General features: G+C 71.3%; 15 protein-coding genes. 8 read left to right on the forward strand and 7 right to left on the reverse strand.

The genetic code is table 11. The features are described from left to right. On the forward strand, positions 1–781 hold a 781-nt coding region (locus tag HII36_RS26155), incomplete at its 5' end, for an SGNH/GDSL hydrolase family protein (protein ID WP_173525894.1). A 16-nt stretch (positions 782–797) separates the two neighbouring features. Here HII36_RS26155 and HII36_RS26160 read toward each other — a convergent pair. Continuing rightward, positions 798–1,514, reverse strand: a complete 717-nt coding sequence (locus tag HII36_RS26160; RefSeq protein ID WP_328807897.1) for an HNH endonuclease family protein — start codon at positions 1,512–1,514, stop codon at positions 798–800. Positions 1,515–1,592: 78 nt separating this feature from the next. Between HII36_RS26160 and HII36_RS26165 the strand changes: the two genes are divergently transcribed. The 3 genes from HII36_RS26165 to HII36_RS26175 all read left to right on the forward strand — a co-directional run bounded on the left by HII36_RS26165 (position 1,593) and on the right by HII36_RS26175 (position 3,411). Next, positions 1,593–2,057 carry a FluC/FEX family fluoride channel gene (locus HII36_RS26165; RefSeq protein WP_173525896.1) on the forward strand — a complete coding sequence of 155 codons (465 nt, stop codon included), beginning with the start codon at positions 1,593–1,595 and terminating at the stop codon, positions 2,055–2,057. Then, the gene (gene crcB / locus HII36_RS26170) at positions 2,054–2,413 is read left to right on the forward strand and encodes a fluoride efflux transporter CrcB (protein WP_173525897.1); all 360 of its coding nucleotides are present in this window, start codon (positions 2,054–2,056) and stop codon (positions 2,411–2,413) included. Before HII36_RS26165 ends, crcB begins: the two co-directional genes overlap by 4 nt. Before the next feature lie 68 nt (positions 2,414–2,481). After that, entirely contained in the window at positions 2,482–3,411 is a 930-nt protein-coding gene (locus HII36_RS26175) for a S1C family serine protease (protein WP_173525898.1), read from the forward strand. 16 nt (positions 3,412–3,427) lie between these two features. On the opposite strand, the gene HII36_RS26180 is transcribed toward HII36_RS26175, so the two are convergent. From HII36_RS26180 to HII36_RS26190, 4 genes are all read right to left on the reverse strand, one after another. Continuing rightward, complete coding sequence (locus HII36_RS26180) at positions 3,428–4,708, reverse strand: glycosyltransferase family 4 protein (RefSeq protein ID WP_173525899.1); 1,281 nt, start codon at positions 4,706–4,708, stop codon at positions 3,428–3,430. Positions 4,709–4,858: 150 nt separating this feature from the next. Continuing rightward, positions 4,859–7,990, reverse strand: a complete 3,132-nt coding sequence (locus HII36_RS26185) for a S41 family peptidase (RefSeq protein WP_173525900.1) — start codon at positions 7,988–7,990, stop codon at positions 4,859–4,861. A gap of 65 nt (positions 7,991–8,055) precedes the next feature. Beyond that, entirely contained in the window at positions 8,056–8,181 is a 126-nt protein-coding gene (locus HII36_RS58040; protein ID WP_268959616.1) for a hypothetical protein, read from the reverse strand. Between the two features lie 91 nt (positions 8,182–8,272). After that, positions 8,273–9,307 carry an Rv2578c family radical SAM protein gene (locus tag HII36_RS26190; protein WP_173525901.1) on the reverse strand — a complete coding sequence of 345 codons (1,035 nt, stop codon included), beginning with the start codon at positions 9,305–9,307 and terminating at the stop codon, positions 8,273–8,275. Between the two features lie 133 nt (positions 9,308–9,440). Between HII36_RS26190 and HII36_RS26195 the strand changes: the two genes are divergently transcribed. The 3 genes from HII36_RS26195 (at position 9,441) to HII36_RS26205 (ending at position 12,405) form a co-directional block, all read left to right on the forward strand. Continuing rightward, positions 9,441–9,728, forward strand: coding sequence for a DUF3040 domain-containing protein (locus tag HII36_RS26195; protein ID WP_173525902.1), 288 nt, complete (start codon positions 9,441–9,443; stop codon positions 9,726–9,728). 355 nt (positions 9,729–10,083) lie between these two features. Continuing rightward, on the forward strand, positions 10,084–10,743 hold the full coding sequence (locus tag HII36_RS26200; protein ID WP_236003874.1) for a lysophospholipid acyltransferase family protein: 660 nt from the start codon (positions 10,084–10,086) through the stop codon (positions 10,741–10,743). Between the two features lie 78 nt (positions 10,744–10,821). Then, positions 10,822–12,405 (forward strand): penicillin-binding transpeptidase domain-containing protein, encoded by a 1,584-nt coding sequence (locus HII36_RS26205; RefSeq protein WP_328807898.1) that lies wholly within the window; start codon positions 10,822–10,824, stop codon positions 12,403–12,405. A gap of 124 nt (positions 12,406–12,529) precedes the next feature. Here HII36_RS26205 and HII36_RS26210 read toward each other — a convergent pair whose 3' ends face one another. Further along, the gene (locus tag HII36_RS26210) at positions 12,530–13,387 is read right to left on the reverse strand and encodes an alpha/beta fold hydrolase (RefSeq protein WP_173525904.1); all 858 of its coding nucleotides are present in this window, start codon (positions 13,385–13,387) and stop codon (positions 12,530–12,532) included. A 277-nt stretch (positions 13,388–13,664) separates the two neighbouring features. Between HII36_RS26210 and HII36_RS58775 the strand changes: the two genes are divergently transcribed. Next, on the forward strand, positions 13,665–14,828 hold the full coding sequence (locus HII36_RS58775; RefSeq protein WP_173525905.1) for a M24 family metallopeptidase: 1,164 nt from the start codon (positions 13,665–13,667) through the stop codon (positions 14,826–14,828). A gap of 798 nt (positions 14,829–15,626) precedes the next feature. Here the strand turns inward: HII36_RS58775 and HII36_RS26220 are convergent. Beyond that, on the reverse strand, positions 15,627–16,319 hold the full coding sequence (locus HII36_RS26220; RefSeq protein WP_173525906.1) for a CHAP domain-containing protein: 693 nt from the start codon (positions 16,317–16,319) through the stop codon (positions 15,627–15,629). Positions 16,320–16,324: the final 5 nt, after the last annotated feature.

Raw genomic sequence — 16,324 nt, forward strand, 5'->3', positions numbered from 1 at the left:
TGCCCTCCCCGCCCTCGCCGCCGCCGAGCCGGTGCCCGAGGTGATGGCCGCGCTCGGCGACTCGATCAGCACCGGGTTCAACGCCTGCGGCTTCTACGTCTCGTGCACCTCGCGCTCCTGGGCCGCCGGCGACCACGCGGACGTGGCCAGCCACTACCTGCGCCTGACCCGGCTGGGCGGCTCGATCAAGGGGCACAACCTGAACTTCGCGGTGCCCGGCTCGACCAGCGCCGACCTGATGGGCCAGGTGCGCAAGGCGGTGGCGGCCAAGGCCGACTACGTGACGATCCTCATCGGCGCCCAGGACGCGTGCGTGCGCGCGGAGAAGGACATGACCCCGATCGAGGTCTACCGGCGGCGGATGGACGCGGCGCTGAGCGAACTGCGCGCCCAGCTCCCGCGGGCGCGCGTCTTCCTGGCGAGCGTGCCCGACCTGCGCCGGCTGTGGCAGGTGGGCAGGTCGAACCCGGTGGCGCGGACGTTCTGGACGACGGCCAGGATCTGCCAGACCATGCTGGCGAACCCGGTGTCGGTGAAGGCGGCCGACACGGCCAGGCGGGATCGGGTGCGGGCCCGCGTCCAGGCCTACAACCGGCAGGCGGCCGAGGCGTGCGCGCGGCTGGGGTCGATGTGCCGCAGTGACGGCGGCGCGGTCTTCTCCTTCCCGTTCACCCTGCAGCACGTGAGCAAGTGGGACTTCTTCCACCCGAACGAGCTCGGGCAGAGGGTGCTGGCCGAGCAGACGTTCAGGCGCGGCTTCGACTGGGCCGACCCGCGCTGACTCATGCCAGCCGCGGTCATCGGCACTGGTCGAGCATGGCCCGCTTGTCGGCCCTGGTGACCGGCAGGTCGTACTTGAGCGCGACCTGGGCGAAGCGGGTGACGTAGGCGCAGCGGACCCGGCGCTGCGGCGGCAGCCAGCTCGCCGGGCCCGAGGCGTCCTTCTGCTCGTTGGCCCGGCCGTAGACGGGCAGCAGGTTGAGCGGGTCGTTGGCGAAGGCGAGCCGCTTGGACATGGGCCAGCGGGGCGCGCCCATGCGCCAGCCGTAGTTGAGCGGCACCACGTGGTCGACCTGGATCTCGTCGGCGCGGTCGATGCGCCAGTGGATGATCCTGCCGGTGTAGGGGTCGGTCAGCTCCATGGCGACGACCTCGCAGGTGCTGCCCGGCCGGTAGCGGATGTCGCGCCCGTCGCGGGCCAGCAGGTCGTCGCGGGTGCGGCAGCCGTTGCGGGCGTAGGGCACGCCGCGGGCGGTGTCGGCCCAGTTCTCGCCGTACTCGAGCCGGTCGTAGCCGGTGTTGGGGCCGCGGCCCTTGACGCGCAGGCCCTGGATGAGGTCGCGGGCGGCGCTCTTGTCGGCGTCGGAGATGATGGGGGCCAGACCCGGGAGCGTGCCCGCGCTGTTGCCGAGCGGGCTGGCCGCCGTGGCGGCGGGCGGCGTCTTGGCGCTGCCGATGAGTGAGACGACGATGACGGCGCCGGCCAGCAGAGCGACCGCGTCCTTTGTGCTCACGCACGCCTCCGAGTCTTGACCCGTGCGCAGTTGTCTAGAGAATTCCCGCGCACGAGCCTTTTGACACAAGGAGGGCGGATGGCGGAGCGGCCGATCGATCCCGACGTGGATCTCCATGTGCCGGAGCAGCGGGCCGAGCTGCGTCCGGAGTCGCGCTGGCCGGTGCTGGCGATGATCGCGGCGGGCGGGGCGCTGGGCGCGTCGGCGCGGTTCTGGGCGCAGTCGGCCTGGCCGGCCCGGCCGGCCGGGTTCCCGTGGGCGACGTTCTGGGTGAACGTGTCGGGCTGCCTGCTCATCGGGGTGCTGATGGTGCTGATCACGGAGGTTGGCCGGGCGCATCGGCTGGTGCGGCCGTTCCTGGGGGTGGGCGTGCTGGGCGGGTTCACCACGTTCTCCACGTACGTGGTGGAGTCGCGCGCGGTGGTCGCGGCGGGGGCGCCGGTGACGGCGCTGGCGTACCTGGCGGCGACGATGGCGGCCGCGCTGGCGGCGGTCACGCTCGGCATGCTGGTGACCAGGCGGCTGGCGGGAGTGGGGCGGTGACGATCCTGCTCGTCGTGCTGGGCGCGGCGGTCGGCGCGCCGCTGCGCTACCTGGCCGACCGCGCGGTGCAGGCGCGGCACGACTCGGTGTTCCCGTGGGGCACGCTGTCGGTGAACGTGGCCGGTTCGGCGGTGCTCGGGTTCGTGGCCGGGATGGACGTGGGCGAGGGCGTGCTCGCGCTGGTGGGCACCGGGTTCTGCGGGGCGCTGACGACGTACTCGACGCTGGGGTTCGAGACGGTGCGGCTGGTGGAGCAGGGGGCGCGGCTGCAGGCGGCGGCCAACGCGCTGGTCAGCATCGTGGCCGGGCTGGGCGCGGCGTCGCTGGGCGCGGTCCTGGCCCAGGCGCTGACCTGATCACCCGCCGCCCTCGGCGCGGAGTTACGGTGTAATCAGGTAATCCCCTCGAAGGCTGGGAGCGGTCGATGTCCGAACCCCTTGACGCCTATTCCCGGGTGGTCTCCTCCGTCGCCGCGGAGCTGCTGCCGAAGGTGGCCGGCGTGCGGGCCGGGCGGGGCAGCGGGTCGGCGGTGGTGTTCACCGCCGACGGCTTCCTGCTGACGAACGCGCACGTGGTGGGCTCGTCCAGGTCGGGGACCGTGGCGTTCGCCGACGGGACGTCCGGCGACTTCCAGGTGGTGGGCCGCGACCCGCTGTCGGACCTGGCGGTGATCAGGGCGCAGACGGCCACGCCCGCCCCCGCCACGCTGGGCGACAGCGACGAGCTGGTCGTGGGCCAGCTCGTCGTCGCGGTGGGCAACCCGCTCGGGCTGACCGGTTCCGTCACCGCCGGCGTGGTGTCCGGGCTGGGCCGGTCGCTGCCGGCGCGCAGCGGCGCGGCGGTGCGGCTCATCGAGGACGTCATCCAGACCGACGCCGCGCTCAACCCCGGTAACTCGGGCGGCGCGCTGGCCGACTCGCGGGCCCGCGTGGTCGGCATCAACACGGCCGTGGCCGGGATCGGCGTGGGCCTGGCGGTGCCGATGAACGCCACCACCCGGTCGATCATCGCGGCGCTGATCAGGGACGGCCGGGTGCGCCGCGCGTTCCTCGGCCTGGTGACCTCGCCCGCGCCCCTGCCCGAGCCGCTGCGCCGGCGTACCGGGCAGGACGGGGCGCTGCGGGTCGTCGAGGTGGTGGCGGGCTCGCCCGCGCACCGGGCCGGGCTGCGGGCCGGCGACCTGGTGTTGAGTGCCGGACGCAGCCCGGTGGGCGACGCGCAGAGCCTGCAGCGGCTGATGTTCGCCGACGCGATCGGCCGTCCGCTGCCGATCACCGTGTACCGGAACGGGGCGCTGGTGGACGTCATCGCCGAGCCGGTCGAGCTGACCGGCTCGGACCGCGACCGCGCGTGACCACCTCGGGAACCGGTCAGGGGGCGGGGGCGGGCGGCTTCTTGACCCAGGTGCCGTTGCGCCGGGCGAGCAGCTCCTCGAGCAGCGCGTCCCACTGCTCGCCGACCGCCGCCACGTCGTAGGTCTGCGCGGTGTCCTGCGCGCCCGCCGCCAGGTCGTGGCGTAACTGCTCGTCGCTGATGACCCGCATGATCGCCTCCGCCAGGTTGGCGTTGGTGCGGGGCTTGACCAGCAGCCCGTCGAACCCGTCGGTGATCAGCTCCTTGGGGCCGTGCGGGCTGTTGAAGCTGACGATCGCCAGCCCCTTGGCCATCGCCTCCAGGATCGTCATGGAGAAGCCCTCGTGCCTGGAGCTCATCACGTAGATGGAGGAGCGCTCCAGCTCGGCGCCCACGTCCGGGGTCGGCCCCGGCAGCTCGACCTTGCCTTCCAGGCCCGCGTCCACCACCTGCTGACGCAGGTTGTCGGCCTGCGGGCCGTCGCCGAAGATGCGCAGCTTCCAGTCGGGGTGCGCGGCGGCGACCGTCTCCCAGGCGGTGATGAGCCGGTGAAAGCCCTTGATGCGGGTCATGCGGCCGACCGCGACGGCCACCTTGGCGTCGAGCTTGGCCACCTCCCCGGTCATCGGCGGGACGGCGTTGGGGATGCGCGCCAGCCGCCTGGGCTTCTTGGGCAGGGCCTCCCGGTAGTCGCGCAGGTCGGCCTTGGTCAGGGTGACCAGCGCGTCGAGGCGGCGGTAGCGCCACTTGATGAGTTCCTGGACCGGCTCGGGCTGGGTGCGCAGGGCCACGTGCTCCTGCCCGATGGTGATGACGCCGGGCTGGGCGAGCTGGGCCATGGCCAGGTTGAGCCCAGGCCTGGTGCCCATGAGCACGCCGCCGTCCAGCGAGCGGAGGTAGCGGGCGAGCTTGAGGTCGGTCCACAGGTTGAAGCGGTGGTAGGCCGCCTCCTCCGGTGGGATGAGCCGGCTGGGCCGCTTCGACAGCACCGCGCGCAGCGGGTCGGCGCTGGGCCGCAGCCGGTCGTCGAGATAGCGGAACTTCACCCTGGGGTCGATGGGGAAGAACGGCTCCTCGGCCTCACGCAGAATGGAGACGATCTCCACGTCGTGGTGTTCGGCCAGGTAACCGGCCAGGTTGAAGACGGTGCGGATGGTTCCGCCCATCCCGTTGGCATGCAGCAGCAGGATGCGGATGCGGTGGATCGACGGCGGCGGCGCGTTGCGTTGCCTGCGCCGGTTGTACCCCCGGTACAACCTGACCATCGCCGACTTGCCCTTGCGTGCGAGTGCGCGCACTTGTGAAGTCCCCCTTACTTACGCAAGTCCCAACACACGGGGCCGGTGGCGAGGCGGGCCTCGCCACCGGCCGTCTGGTTCAAGGCGGAGAGCGCCGTTCATCCCCGTGGCGCTATCCCCGTACATGATCTTTAGACGCCGTTTAACGGCTTAAGGTTGCATTCTTGGCCGATGTGCGGGATTGGGAGTGTGCGGGGGGTGCGCGGCCAGCAGGTCGAGCGCCACGTCGATGGCCCGTTCCAGCTGCGTGTCCACGCCTCTGGCGTAGTCCTGCGGGGTGATGTCGACCTCGATGTCGGGGTCGGTGCCGTAGTTCTCGACCTGCCAGCCGACGTCGTCGAAGGCGAAGGAGAACTCCGGCTGGGTGGTGACGGTGCCGTCGGCGAGCTGGTGGCGCGGCCAGATGCCGATCACGCCGCCCCAGGTGCGCTTGCCGACCAGCGGGCCGAGCCCGAGCAGCTTGAAGGTGTGGCTGAAGATGTCGCCGTCGGAGCCGGCGTACTCGTTCGTGAGGGCCACCAGCGGCCCGCGCGGCGACTCCGGCGGGTACGGCTCGGGATCGCCCCAGCGCGGGTAGTCGTAGCCGAGCCGGCGGCGGGCCAGCTTCTCCAGCAGCAGCGCCGAGACGTGGCCGCCGCCGTTGAACCGCACGTCCACGATGAGGGCGTGACGGTCGTACTCGGTCAGGAAGCCGCGGTGGAACTCGGCGAAGCCCTCGGTGCCCATGTCCGGGACGTGCAGGTAGCCGACCCGGCCGCCGGAACGCTGGTGGCACTCGGCGCGGTTGAGGTTGACCCAGTCGCGGTAGCGGGCCGGCTGCTCGTCGGCCAGGGCGCGCACGGTCGCGGTGAACGTGTCGTCGCCGCGCCGCAACGTCAGCTCCACCTCCTCGCCGGCCTGGTTGACCAGGCGCTCGTTCGGGGTGGCGCCGCCGTCGCGGGCGTCGATCGGCGCGCCGTTGATGGCCAGCACCGCGTCGCCAGGACGCACGTCGAGACCGAGCCGGTTGAGCGGCGAGGTTGCCAGCGGGTCCCACGGGTCGCCGGTGACGACGGCGCGGATGTGGTAGACGCCGTCGCGCAGGTCCCAGTCGACGCCCAGCTTGCCCTGGCTGTAGTCGGGGCCGGGACGGTATTCGCCGCCGCTCTCGTAGGCGTGGCTGGTGGCCAGCTCGCCGTGCAGCTCCCACAGCAGGTCGGAGAACTCGCCGCGGGTGGTGACGCGCTCGACCAGCGGACGGTAGCGGTCGTGCACGGCCGGCCAGTCGATGCCCGCCATGTCCTCGCTCCAGAAGTTCTCCAGCTGCAGCCGCCAGGCCTCGCGGAACATCTGCCGCCACTCGGCCTCAGGCTGGACCGACACCTTCACCCGCGACAGGTCGATCCAGCCGCTCTCGCGCCCCGGCGGGTCGTCGTCGTGCTCGGGGACCTCGCCGGCCTTGACCACGCGCAGCCGGTTGCCCGCACGGTAGAGCAAGGTCTTGTGGTCGCGGCCCAGCTCGAAGCCGGTGACGCCGTCGGCGAAGGTCTCGTTCTTCTGCTTGGCGAAGTCGTACAGGTGCAGGCTCGTCTCGCCCTCCAGCGGGCTGGTCAGCAGCAGCGCCTTGCCCTTGAGCCCGGCCACCCGCTCGTAGCGGCCCTCCGGCAGCGGGAAGGCGGTGAGGCGGCGGGTCAGGCCGTCCAGGTCGATGCGCAGCGGCTGGTCGTCCTCCTCCTCGTCCTCCTCGCCGTCGGCCTCGGCGTCGAGCGGGCGCTGCTCCGGCACGAACGGGTCGCGGACGTCAGACCGCAACGCGATCACGTACGGCCGGGTGCCCAGCGGGAAGCCCAGGTCGAACTGGAGCTGGTCGTAGACCGGCGAGAAGACGCGCTGCCCGATGAAGTACAGGTAGCGGCCCTCGGGGTCGAAGGCGGGCCGGGTGTCCTTGAGCACCGGCTCGGTGGCGGGCACGGTGCGCCCTGTCTCGGGATGGAAGAGCTTGATGGCGCTGGTCTGGGAGTTGAGCGGGCTGGAGTAGGCCAGCCAGGAGCCGTCGGGCGCCCAGGCCGGGTCTTCCGGCGGGCCGTGCGGGTTGGCCTCGACCAGCACGCTGTCGCCGCTGTCGAGGTCGAGCAGGTGCAGCTCGTCGCGGTGGTTGATGACGGCCACCCGGTCGTGGGCGGGGTCGGGCACCAGGTCGTTGACCCGGCCGAGCCTGGCGATCTCGCGGCCGCTCTCGCCCTCGTGGCCCTCGAGGATCACCAGCTTCTCCTCGGCGGCGTCGTCGCTGGCCGCCGCGATGAGCCGGACGCCGTCGTTGAGCCAGGTCAGGAAGCGGTAGCGGACGCCGTCGGGCGCGCCGTGCTGGCGTACCGGGCCCTCCCAGTCGGCCAGCGCGTACGCCTTGCCGCGCGCGGTGACGGCCAGCGCGCTGCCGTCGGGGGAGAGCGTGGCGCCGTCGAGGTAGTCGTCGGCGTCGACGAAGCGGCGGTTGCGCTGGGTGCGCGAGCTGGCCAGCCGCACGTCGAGCTTGCGCGGCCGCTCCGCGCCCGGGTCGAGCAGGTAGAGGTCGGCGCCGGCGTGGTAGACCAGGCGGTGCCCGTCGCTGGACAGGTTGCGCGCGTAGTAGTCGTGGTGATGCGTGTGCTTGCGCAGGTCCTGGCCGTCGGGGGTGCAGGAGTAGACGTTGCCGACGCCTTCGTGGTCCGACAGGAAGCAGACCCGCTCGCCGCTCCAGCAGGGCGAGGCCAGGTTGCCCGGCAGCTTGATGAGACGGCGGAACTCGCCGTCGCCGTCGGGGTCGATCCACAGGTCGCCGACCGTGCCGCCGCGGTAACGCTTCCAGCGGGCCGGGTCGGCGGTGTTGCGGCCGAGCACGATCATGTGGCGCGGGCCGTAGGCGATGGAGTTGGCCGGCCCGTACGGCAGCCGTTCGGGCACCCCGCCGGGAATGACCCGGTGCAGCCACTTGCGGCCCTCGAAGGGCTGGGCCGTGTCGCTGGCGTACAGGATGCGGCCGTCGTGGTCCCAGCCGGTGACGGTGCAGCGGGCGCCGTGGAAGGTGACGCGCCGGACCGCGCCGCCGTCGGACGGCATGACGTACACCTCTTCCGGGCCCTCCTCGCGGCCGACGAAGGCGATCTGGTCGCCGCGCGGCGAGATGCGCGGGTAACCGGCCTCGGCGGCGCCGGCGGTCAGGCGGAAGGCGCGGCCGCCCTGGGCGGAGACCATCCACAGGTCGTCCTCGGCGGCGAAGACGACCACGTCCTGGAAGACCGCGGGAAAACGCAGATAGGCGGACATGTGACTCCATAGGGATCAGACAGCCGGGGGTCACCGCCCCTCGGCTGCCTGATCATTTCACTCGGTTACGTTTCGTCCGTCGTCCTGCGGCTGGCTTCCTTCTTGGTCTCCTTGGCCTGCCTGTTCGACTTGATGGCCTGCTTCTTCGCCTTGCCCGACTTGGTGGCGGGTTTCTTCTTCGTGTCTGCCATGGTTCCCCCCGAACGGTGAGGTGCACTGGATTGGCACACCAAGGCCGTTGATACCCATTCAGCGCCGAAACCCGACATACCGCCCTTGTGGTTACATCAGGGTGAGCTGCTGCGGGCCGGCGGCCGCCGGAGGACGGCCGGGCGTCGGGCGCGGCGCGGATCGCCTGTTCCTGCCCCCGCCGATGCCGTGCCTGCGGGCCAGCTCCTTGACCTGCTCGGTGACGCGGGACTGGTAGGCGGCCGGGGCGTAGGCGCCGCGCCCGTACAGCTCCAGGTAGCGCGGCACCAGGCGCGGGTGCGCGCGCGAGAGCCAGGCCAGCCACCATTCGCGCGCGCCCGGGCGCAGGTGCAGCACGATCGGCGACACGTGCGTGGCGCCCGCCCGCGCGATCTCCTTGACCGTGCGCTCGAGCTGGGCGGGGGAGTCGGTCAGGTACGGCAGGATCGGCGCCATCAGGACGCCGCAGCCGATGCCGTGCTCGTTGAGCGTGGCGCAGACCTCCAGCCGGCGGAGCGGGTTCGGGGTGCCGGGCTCGACCGCGCGCCAGACGTCGGGGTCGACGAAGCCGACCGACAGCGCGGCGCTCACGTCGGTCACCTCGGCGGCCTCGGTGAGCAGGTCGAGGTCGCGCAGGATCAGGGTGCCCTTGGTGAGGACGGAGAACGGGTTGGCCGCGTCGCGCAGCGCCTCCAGGATGCCGCGCATCAGCCGGTAGCGGCCTTCGGCGCGCTGGTAGCAGTCGACGTTCGTGCCCATCGCGACGTGCGCGCCGCGCCAGCGCGGTGCGGCCAGCTCCCTGCGGGCCAGCTCGGCGGCGTTCACCTTCACGACGATCTTCGAGTCGAAGTCCGCCCCGGCATCCAAATCCAGATATTCGTGCGTTTTTCGGGCAAAACAGTAAATACAGCGATGGCCGCAGCCTCGGTAGGGGTTGATGGTGTATTCGAACGGGACCCGGCTCGCGCCCGGCACCCGGTTGATGATCGAACGAGCCTGGATCTCGTAGAAGGTCGTGCCCGCGAATTCGGGGGTGTCGAACGTGCGAGTGACCGCGCCGCGGGCGAACAACGGCACGGCCGGATCGTCCTGACCGGCGTCGGTCAGGCGCAGGTTGTCCCAGCGCATCCCATGATTAGAACAAAGGTTCGACGGTGATCGCAAACGAAAAGAGGTGGCAATTAACCGGTCAGGCGGGGGCTAATGATCTTCAGGGTTGGGCAGAAAGACGCCACAGAGCTTGCGTTCCGGAGGTGCATCCATGGCCTGGTCGCAGGACGAGGAACGAATGCTGGCCCAGATCGAACGGCACCTCGTCGACGACGATCCGCGACTCGTGGCGAGGCTCGAGTCCTTCAACGAGCGGGTGCGTCGCAGCGAGGCGAAGGCCAAGGGCGACAGCGGGGGCAGAAGACACAAGCCTCGCCGCTCCACCGTCATCATCCTGATCAGCTGGCTGCTCATCGCCACGCTGGTCGCCACACTCCTGATCATGGTGCTCCGCCACGAGGCCGCCTCCGCGGTCGCGCTGGCCGCCGCCTCCTTCTGAGCCGTCGTCATCCCGCGTTTCAGCTTCTGGTACCGGTCCGCCCGTGCCTTTCCGGCCGGGCGGGCTCTCGTGTGCCAGGGGGTGGTTCGCTCCGGCGGGAGATCGTGACCGATTCTTGGGGCGCGATGGAATAGCGGCCACCCCGCGTCCGTTAATCTGGATAGGCCGCTGTGGATGTGTCCCCCGGGCCGCAAATTACCGCCTTCACGGAATACCGTTCGGCTGGAGCCGTGTTGTGCATCTCGCCGAGGAGGCGACCACCACAGCGGCCTCAATGCTTTCCGGCGCCCCGCCCACCCGCGGGGCGCCTGCTTTATGGTGGGGTGGCCGACGCCCGAAGATCCAGGAGAGCCCGTTGCTGTACCAAGTGGTCAAGTTCGCCGCCGCGCCCCTCGCTCACGCGATGTGCCGCCCGAGCATCTCCGGCGCGGCCAACGTGCCGAGGAGCGGGCCCGCGATCCTGGCCGCCAACCACTTGTCCGTGCTCGACTCGTTCCTGCTGCCCGCGCTGCTGCCCCGGCACGTCACCTTCACCGCCAAGGACGAGTACTTCAACGGCAACCCGGTCTCCGGATTCTTCATGCGCCTCGGCGGCAGCCTGCCGATCGACCGGGAGAGCGCCCACGCCGCGCAGGCCATGCTCGACGCGGCCGCCGACCTGCTGGAGCGCGGCGAGCTGTTCGGCATCCACCCCGAGGGCACCCGGTCGCCCGACGGCCGGCTCTACCGGGGCAAGATCGGCGTGGCCTGGCTGGCGCTCAAGACCGGCGCGCCGGTCCTGCCCGTGGCGCTCAGCGGCACCGAGAGGGTGCTGCCCGTCGGCGCCAAGATGCCCCGTCCGGCCAAGATCGGCATCTCCATCGGCGAGCCGTTGCGCTTCGAGGGCGATCACACCAAGGCCCGCGACCGGCGCCGCGTCACCGACGAGATCATGGCCGCCATCCAGGGGCTATCTGGTCAGGAGTATGTCCCGACGTATGCGGCCAGCTTCAAGGCCGCCCATGGCATGTCGTGAATTGTCGCTACTAAGCTCGGGTACCTGTTGCCGACGACAGGGGGCTGAGCAGTGGCGCGTGGGCGTACCATCGCGATCGTGTCCGGCGCCAGCGTGCTCGCGGTGGGAGCCGCGGCCGGTGGGCTGTACTACGTCCTGCACACCAGGGGCACGCCCGCCGAGACGGCGCAACGCTTCGCCGCGGCCTGGCAGGCGGGCGACCAGGCACGCATGAGCGCCGAGCTGGCCACGCCGCGGCAACTGGGCGTCTACGACCAGCAGCGCACCGCGCTCGCGGTGGAGTCGACCGAGATCGAACTCGGGGCCGTCACCGAGCGCGACGGCCGCGCCAGCGTGCCCTACCGGGCCACGATGACGCTCAAGAACGTCGGCAGATGGTCCTACAAGGGGCAACTCGACCTCATCGTGGCCGACCGCACCTGGAAGATCGACTGGACGCCGAAGACCCTGCACCCCTCCTACACCGGCACGGGCGCGTTCGCGCTCAAGACGAGCTGGCCGGAACGTGCCGCCATCACCGACGCCGCCGGCGACCGCATCGACAGCGGCGCGGTCGGCGGATCCGTGCAGCAGCTCGTCGGCTTCCTCGACAAGGCCACCAAGAAGGACGTCGCCCGCCTCGGCTCCTCGTACAAGGTCGGGCAGGCGGTCGGCCGCGGCGGCCTGCAGGAGACCTTCCAGGAGCGGCTGGCCGGCGCGCCGAGCACGGAGATCCAGCTCGGCGAGACGACGCTGGAGAAGATCGTCGGCGCCAAGGGCGAGCCGCTGCAGACCAGCCTCGACCCGCGCACCCAGGCCGCGGCCGTCACGGCCGTCAAGGACCTGCCCAAGCCGACGTCGATGGTCGCCATCAGGCCGAGCACCGGTGAGATCCTGGCCGTGGTCAACAACCGGGGCGGCTTCAACCGGGCACTCGACGGACGCTACCCGCCCGGCTCGACGTTCAAGGCGGTCACCGCGATCGGGCTGCTGGCGGCCGGCCTGTCACCGCAGGACACCGTGACCTGCCCGCAGTACGCCACCGTCGGCGGGCTGAAGATCCGCAACTCGGAGAAGGCGGAGTTCGGGTCGCTGTCGTTCCTCGACTCCTTCGCCCACTCCTGCAACACCACCTTCGCCCCGCTGGCCGAACAGCGGCTCGGCGCCGACAAACTGCTCAAGACGGCCGAGAGCGTCGGCTTCAACCAGCCGCTCAGCATCGGGCTGCCTGCCACCAAGGCCAGCTTCCCGCGCGCCGAGTCCGACGCCGAGCTGGCCGCCGAGTCGTTCGGGCAGGCCAGGATCACCGCCAGCCCGCTGTCGATGGCCTCGGTCGCCGCGGCCATCGCCGACGGCACCTGGCGTCCGCCCACGCTGGTGCCCGGGGTGAAGCAGAAGGCGGCCGAACGGCGGCTGCCGCGCGGCGTCAAGGACGAGCTGCACGCGATGATGGCGGCGGTCGTCACCAAGGGCACCGCGAAGGCGGCCGGGCTGCCCTCGGGCACCCACGGCAAGACCGGCACGGCCGAGTACGGCACCGGCGAGAAGCTCGACAGCCATGCCTGGTTCATGGGCTTTCGGGGGGACGTTGCGTTCGCCGTGGTGGTGGAGGGCGGCGGGGGCGGCGGCAAGGTGGCCGCCCCGGTGGCCGCCACCTTCCTGCGCGCCCTCACCGCCTCCTGACCTTTTCGGGTAGCCCGGTCGGGTTCGGGTTCGGGCTTGGGTTCAGCAGGTTCGGTCGGGGTTCGGGTTTTGGTTTCGGGTTTGGTTTTTGTTTTGGGTTCGGTTTTGGGGGCGGCGGGTTCGGTCAGGTGAGGAAGTCGCGGACGGCGCGGGCCACCGTCTCCGGGCGGCCGCGTGCCGCCGCGTTGGACGTGGCGCTGTGCCCCAGCCCCGGCATGATCACCCGGCGCGCGTTCGGCAGCACCCCCTCCAGCGCCGTCAGCGCGTTCCTCAGGTAGGCCGGGCTCTTGGAGCCGCCCAGCAGCAGCACCTCCGCGTCCACGCCCCGGTAGACGTCCAGGTCGTCGGACGTCTCGGCGACCAGCGACGCGTCGTTGTGCAGGCTGGGCGCCAGCTCGCGGAACGTCGACTCGCCCGGCACGGGCCTCTTGTCCTGCTGGACGAGCATGGCCGAGGTGAGCCGCTCCAGCAGCCCGCGCGGCAGATACGCGAACACCGGCGGCCCGAGCCTGGCCGCCTTCATCCCGGTGACCAGCGCCGCCGCGGTGCGTCCCGCGGCGATGTCGCGGTCGAAGCCGGGCAGCCAGCCGGTCGGGTTCGACCCGCCGAGGTCGAGCGGCGGCTCGAAGATGACGGCCTTGCGCAGCGCGGGCAGTGCCGGCGCGGCACGCAACGCGATGATCGCCCCCGAGCTCACGCCCAGGACCCGGCGCGCGCCGGTGGCCGTCACCAGCGCCGCCAGGTCCTCCACCTCCCGGCCGAGCCCGTAGTCGGGGCCGGACGGGCCGCTGGCGCCGCGTCCCCGCCGGTCGGGCAGGTAACAGGTGAAGGAGCCGGACAGGGCCCGCGCCAGCTCGATGTTGCTGTGCCCGGTCTGTATCGCGCCGTGCAGCAGCACCAGGCCGGGGCCGGCGCCGAGCTCGTGGTAGGCGATGGTGGTGCCGTCCTTCGAGGTCACGGTCTTCGTCGTGGCGGTCTTCATCGTGATCTGCTCCCCATGGTCGGCCCGTGGCGGGGGCGCGGCCGTCGTCGCCGGTGCCAGCTCATGGCCGGGCTTCCGCTTCGCGGGCTTCGGGCTTTCGGTGTGGCTCGGGTGTCGCAGCATCGTTCGGCCCGGCCGCACGTCCTTCGGCGCTTGATGTTGCTACTCGTACACGAATACTCGTATACGAGCATACGGCGGCGAGTGGACGGTCGCAAGAGCGCGCCGTGCGGCGACGAACGGGTGAGAACGGACGAACCGGGGAAGGTGCCACGATGTGCGGGAGGAGTACGAACGACGCCAGGACGAGCTCAGACGCCTGGCCGCCGGCGCCGGGCTGCGCGGCGTGCTGGCCTGGTCGCGGGGCGGCTCCACCCACGACCACTACGCCGACGTCTACTACCTCACCGGCTTCTACCAGCACCAGCCCGCCGTCCCCGACGAGCCGGGCCGCTGGCAGGCCCAGGGCCACGCCGCGCTGCTGCTGCCCGTGGACGGCCCCGCACTCCTGCTCACCGGCGACGGCGAATCGCAGGACCCGCAGCCGGCCGCCGCCCGCCTGAACACCCCCTTCCCGGTCGATGCGCTGGGCGAGCAGATCCGGCTCACGCTCCCGCCGGGGCGCGTCGGCGTCCTCGGCTGCGCGGCGATGGGGGCACCGTGGTGGTGCCGGCTGCGTTCCGTGCTGCCCGGCCACGAACTCGTCGGCGCCGACGACCTGGGCCACCGGATGCGCCGGATCAAGAGCCCGGCCGAACAGGACCTGCTCAGAGCCGCCGGCACACTCGGCGCCCGCGCCATGCGGGCCGCGCTGGACGCCGCCGTGCCCGGGGCCACCGAGGCGGAGTCCGCGGCGGCCGCCGTCGCCGAGATCGTCCGGGGCGGCGGCGCCTACTACGGGATGGGCGTCTCGTCGGGCGCCGCCTCCCACACCTTCGCCGCGTCCGGGCCCGCGCCGTACTCGGCCGAGCGGCGGCTCGCCGTGGGCGATCTGTTCAGAATGGACCTGTACGGGTCGCTCGGCGGGTACCTGTTCGATCTCGCCCGCACCACAGTGGTCGGGACGGAGCCCACGGCCGAACAACGCGCGCTCCTGGACGCCGTCCGGGACAGCGTGCTGGCCGGCGTTGAGATCCTGCGCCCAGGACGGCGGTTCGGCGAGGTTGCGCGCAGGTGCCAGGAGGTCTTCGACCGATCCGCCTTCGTCGCCAGGCACGGCCGGCCGGACTCGCAACTCGGCGGGGCCTGGGGGCACGGGCTCGGGCTGTCGTTCGAGCCGCCGTGGATCGCGGAGGACGGGGCGTACGCGGACGAGCGGGTCGAGGCCGGGATGTGCGTGGCACTGGAACGGCGGATCGCGCTGCCGATGGTGGGCGGGGCAAACTACGAGGACGACATCCTCGTGACGGACACGGGACCAGAGATCATCACCCCGTCGTAACCCGGCCGCCCCGCTTGTCACCCCCCGAAGGGCAAGGTCCTTCGCCCGGGGGCGCGCTTCGCGCGATGGGGGCTTCGGGCAGCGTTTCCCAGGGGCTGCGCCCCTTCGACCCCGAACTGCGTGGTCCTCGCTTCGCTCGGGCGTCTTCCTTGGGGCTGCCGCCCAACGCCCCCGCAAGTGACCGGCGATACCTCCAAGACCACCGGTGAGGCTCCGGAAACTGGCAAAGACTTCCGGAAGCCTAGGTGAGGCACTTCCGGAAGTCGGCTGAGCCCTTTCAGGGAACTCGGCGCCCAGGAAACCCAGTGAAGCCCCTTCCGGAACTCCGTGGGGCCTTCCGGAACTCCGTGGGGTCTACCGGGATGCCAGTGGGCCTACCGGATACAGCGAGGCCTACCGGATACAGCGAGGCCTACCGGATACAGCGAGGCCTACCGGATACAGCGAGGCCTACCGGATACAGCGAGGCCTACCGGATACAGCGAGGCCTACCGGAAACCTGGTGAGATTCCCCCAGAACCCAGTCGGGTCTTTCCAGGAACCAGTGATGCCTTCCATAAACGGGTTAGGCGGAAACTCAGTGACGAGGGTGGCCGATCGTCAGGATGCTGGCGGGTGCCTGTGACCTGCGTGTCGGCTCCTCCTAGAGCACCCGGGTTCGGGATCATTGAAGGCCGACGTTCGGTAACCAGGCAAGAGCCGTCCGTGTTGCCCCGAGGGACACGTGAAGCGCACACCCCGAGACGCGCGAAAGCGCGCACCCCGTGGTGGTGGGATGCGCGCTGTCGTTGCTGATTCTTAGGCGGCGTAGTTCGGGTAACCGTAACCGACGACCTGGCTGGTGGGGCGCTTGCGCTCCTCGACCTTGCCGTTGCCGGTGTTGCCCTCGATCGTGGAGATCGTGCCGTCACCGTTGTCCTTGACCACGAAGCCGACATGCTGGATGTCGCTCAGGTCCTTGCCGCCCTTCCAGGAGAAGAACACCACGGAGCCGGGCTTGGCCTGGCTGCCGAAGCGGCCGTTGTCCTTGAACCACTTCGCGTGCGAGACGGTGTAGGCGTCCCAGCCGATCTGGGCGCGGGCGCCGGTGTGCTCACCGACCCAGGAGACGAACATCGAACACCAGGCGGCATTCAGGTAGTCGGCGCGGGCGCCGCCGTCACGGGCGGCGGTCTCGCCACCACGGGTCGAGGAGGCGTACCACTGCTGGAACTTGGTACCGCCACCCTGGGCGTTCTCCTTCACACCCACCTGCGAGCGGGCGGTGTCGAGCACCTGCGCGGCGCTGACCTTGACCTTCGCCTCCTCAGGCTTGGCCGCGGGCTTGGCGGCGGCGGCGGTCTTGACCGTGGCGGCGGGGGCGGTGGTGGTGTGGGTGTCGGCGTTGACGGCGGCGTGGGCGCCCAGCGCGGTGGCGAGAACGCCGGCGCCGAGGGCCAGGCGGGCGAGGTCGAGCTTGGCGATGCGGGGGGTGAGACGGTGCTTGGCCATCAGGC

Origin of the sequence: Nonomuraea antri, from assembly GCF_013283785.1 — a bacterium.
In the GTDB taxonomy this organism is placed as follows: domain Bacteria; phylum Actinomycetota; class Actinomycetes; order Streptosporangiales; family Streptosporangiaceae; genus Nonomuraea; species Nonomuraea antri.

Bases quoted from the DNA above. Each gene is read 5' to 3' on its own strand.
- HII36_RS26175 (WP_173525898.1), top strand. From the start codon at position 2,482: ATGTCCGAACCCCTTGACGCCTATTCCCGGGTGGTCTCCTCCGTCGCC.
- HII36_RS26165 (WP_173525896.1), top strand. From the start codon at position 1,593: ATGGCGGAGCGGCCGATCGATCCCGACGTGGATCTCCATGTGCCGGAG.
- HII36_RS26195 (WP_173525902.1), top strand. From the start codon at position 9,441: ATGGCCTGGTCGCAGGACGAGGAACGAATGCTGGCCCAGATCGAACGG.
- HII36_RS26185 (WP_173525900.1), bottom strand. From the start codon at position 7,990: ATGTCCGCCTATCTGCGTTTTCCCGCGGTCTTCCAGGACGTGGTCGTC.
- HII36_RS26210 (WP_173525904.1), bottom strand. From the start codon at position 13,387: ATGAAGACCGCCACGACGAAGACCGTGACCTCGAAGGACGGCACCACC.
- HII36_RS26220 (WP_173525906.1), bottom strand. From the start codon at position 16,319: ATGGCCAAGCACCGTCTCACCCCCCGCATCGCCAAGCTCGACCTCGCC.
- HII36_RS26190 (WP_173525901.1), bottom strand. From the start codon at position 9,307: ATGCGCTGGGACAACCTGCGCCTGACCGACGCCGGTCAGGACGATCCG.
- HII36_RS58040 (WP_268959616.1), bottom strand. From the start codon at position 8,181: ATGGCAGACACGAAGAAGAAACCCGCCACCAAGTCGGGCAAGGCGAAG.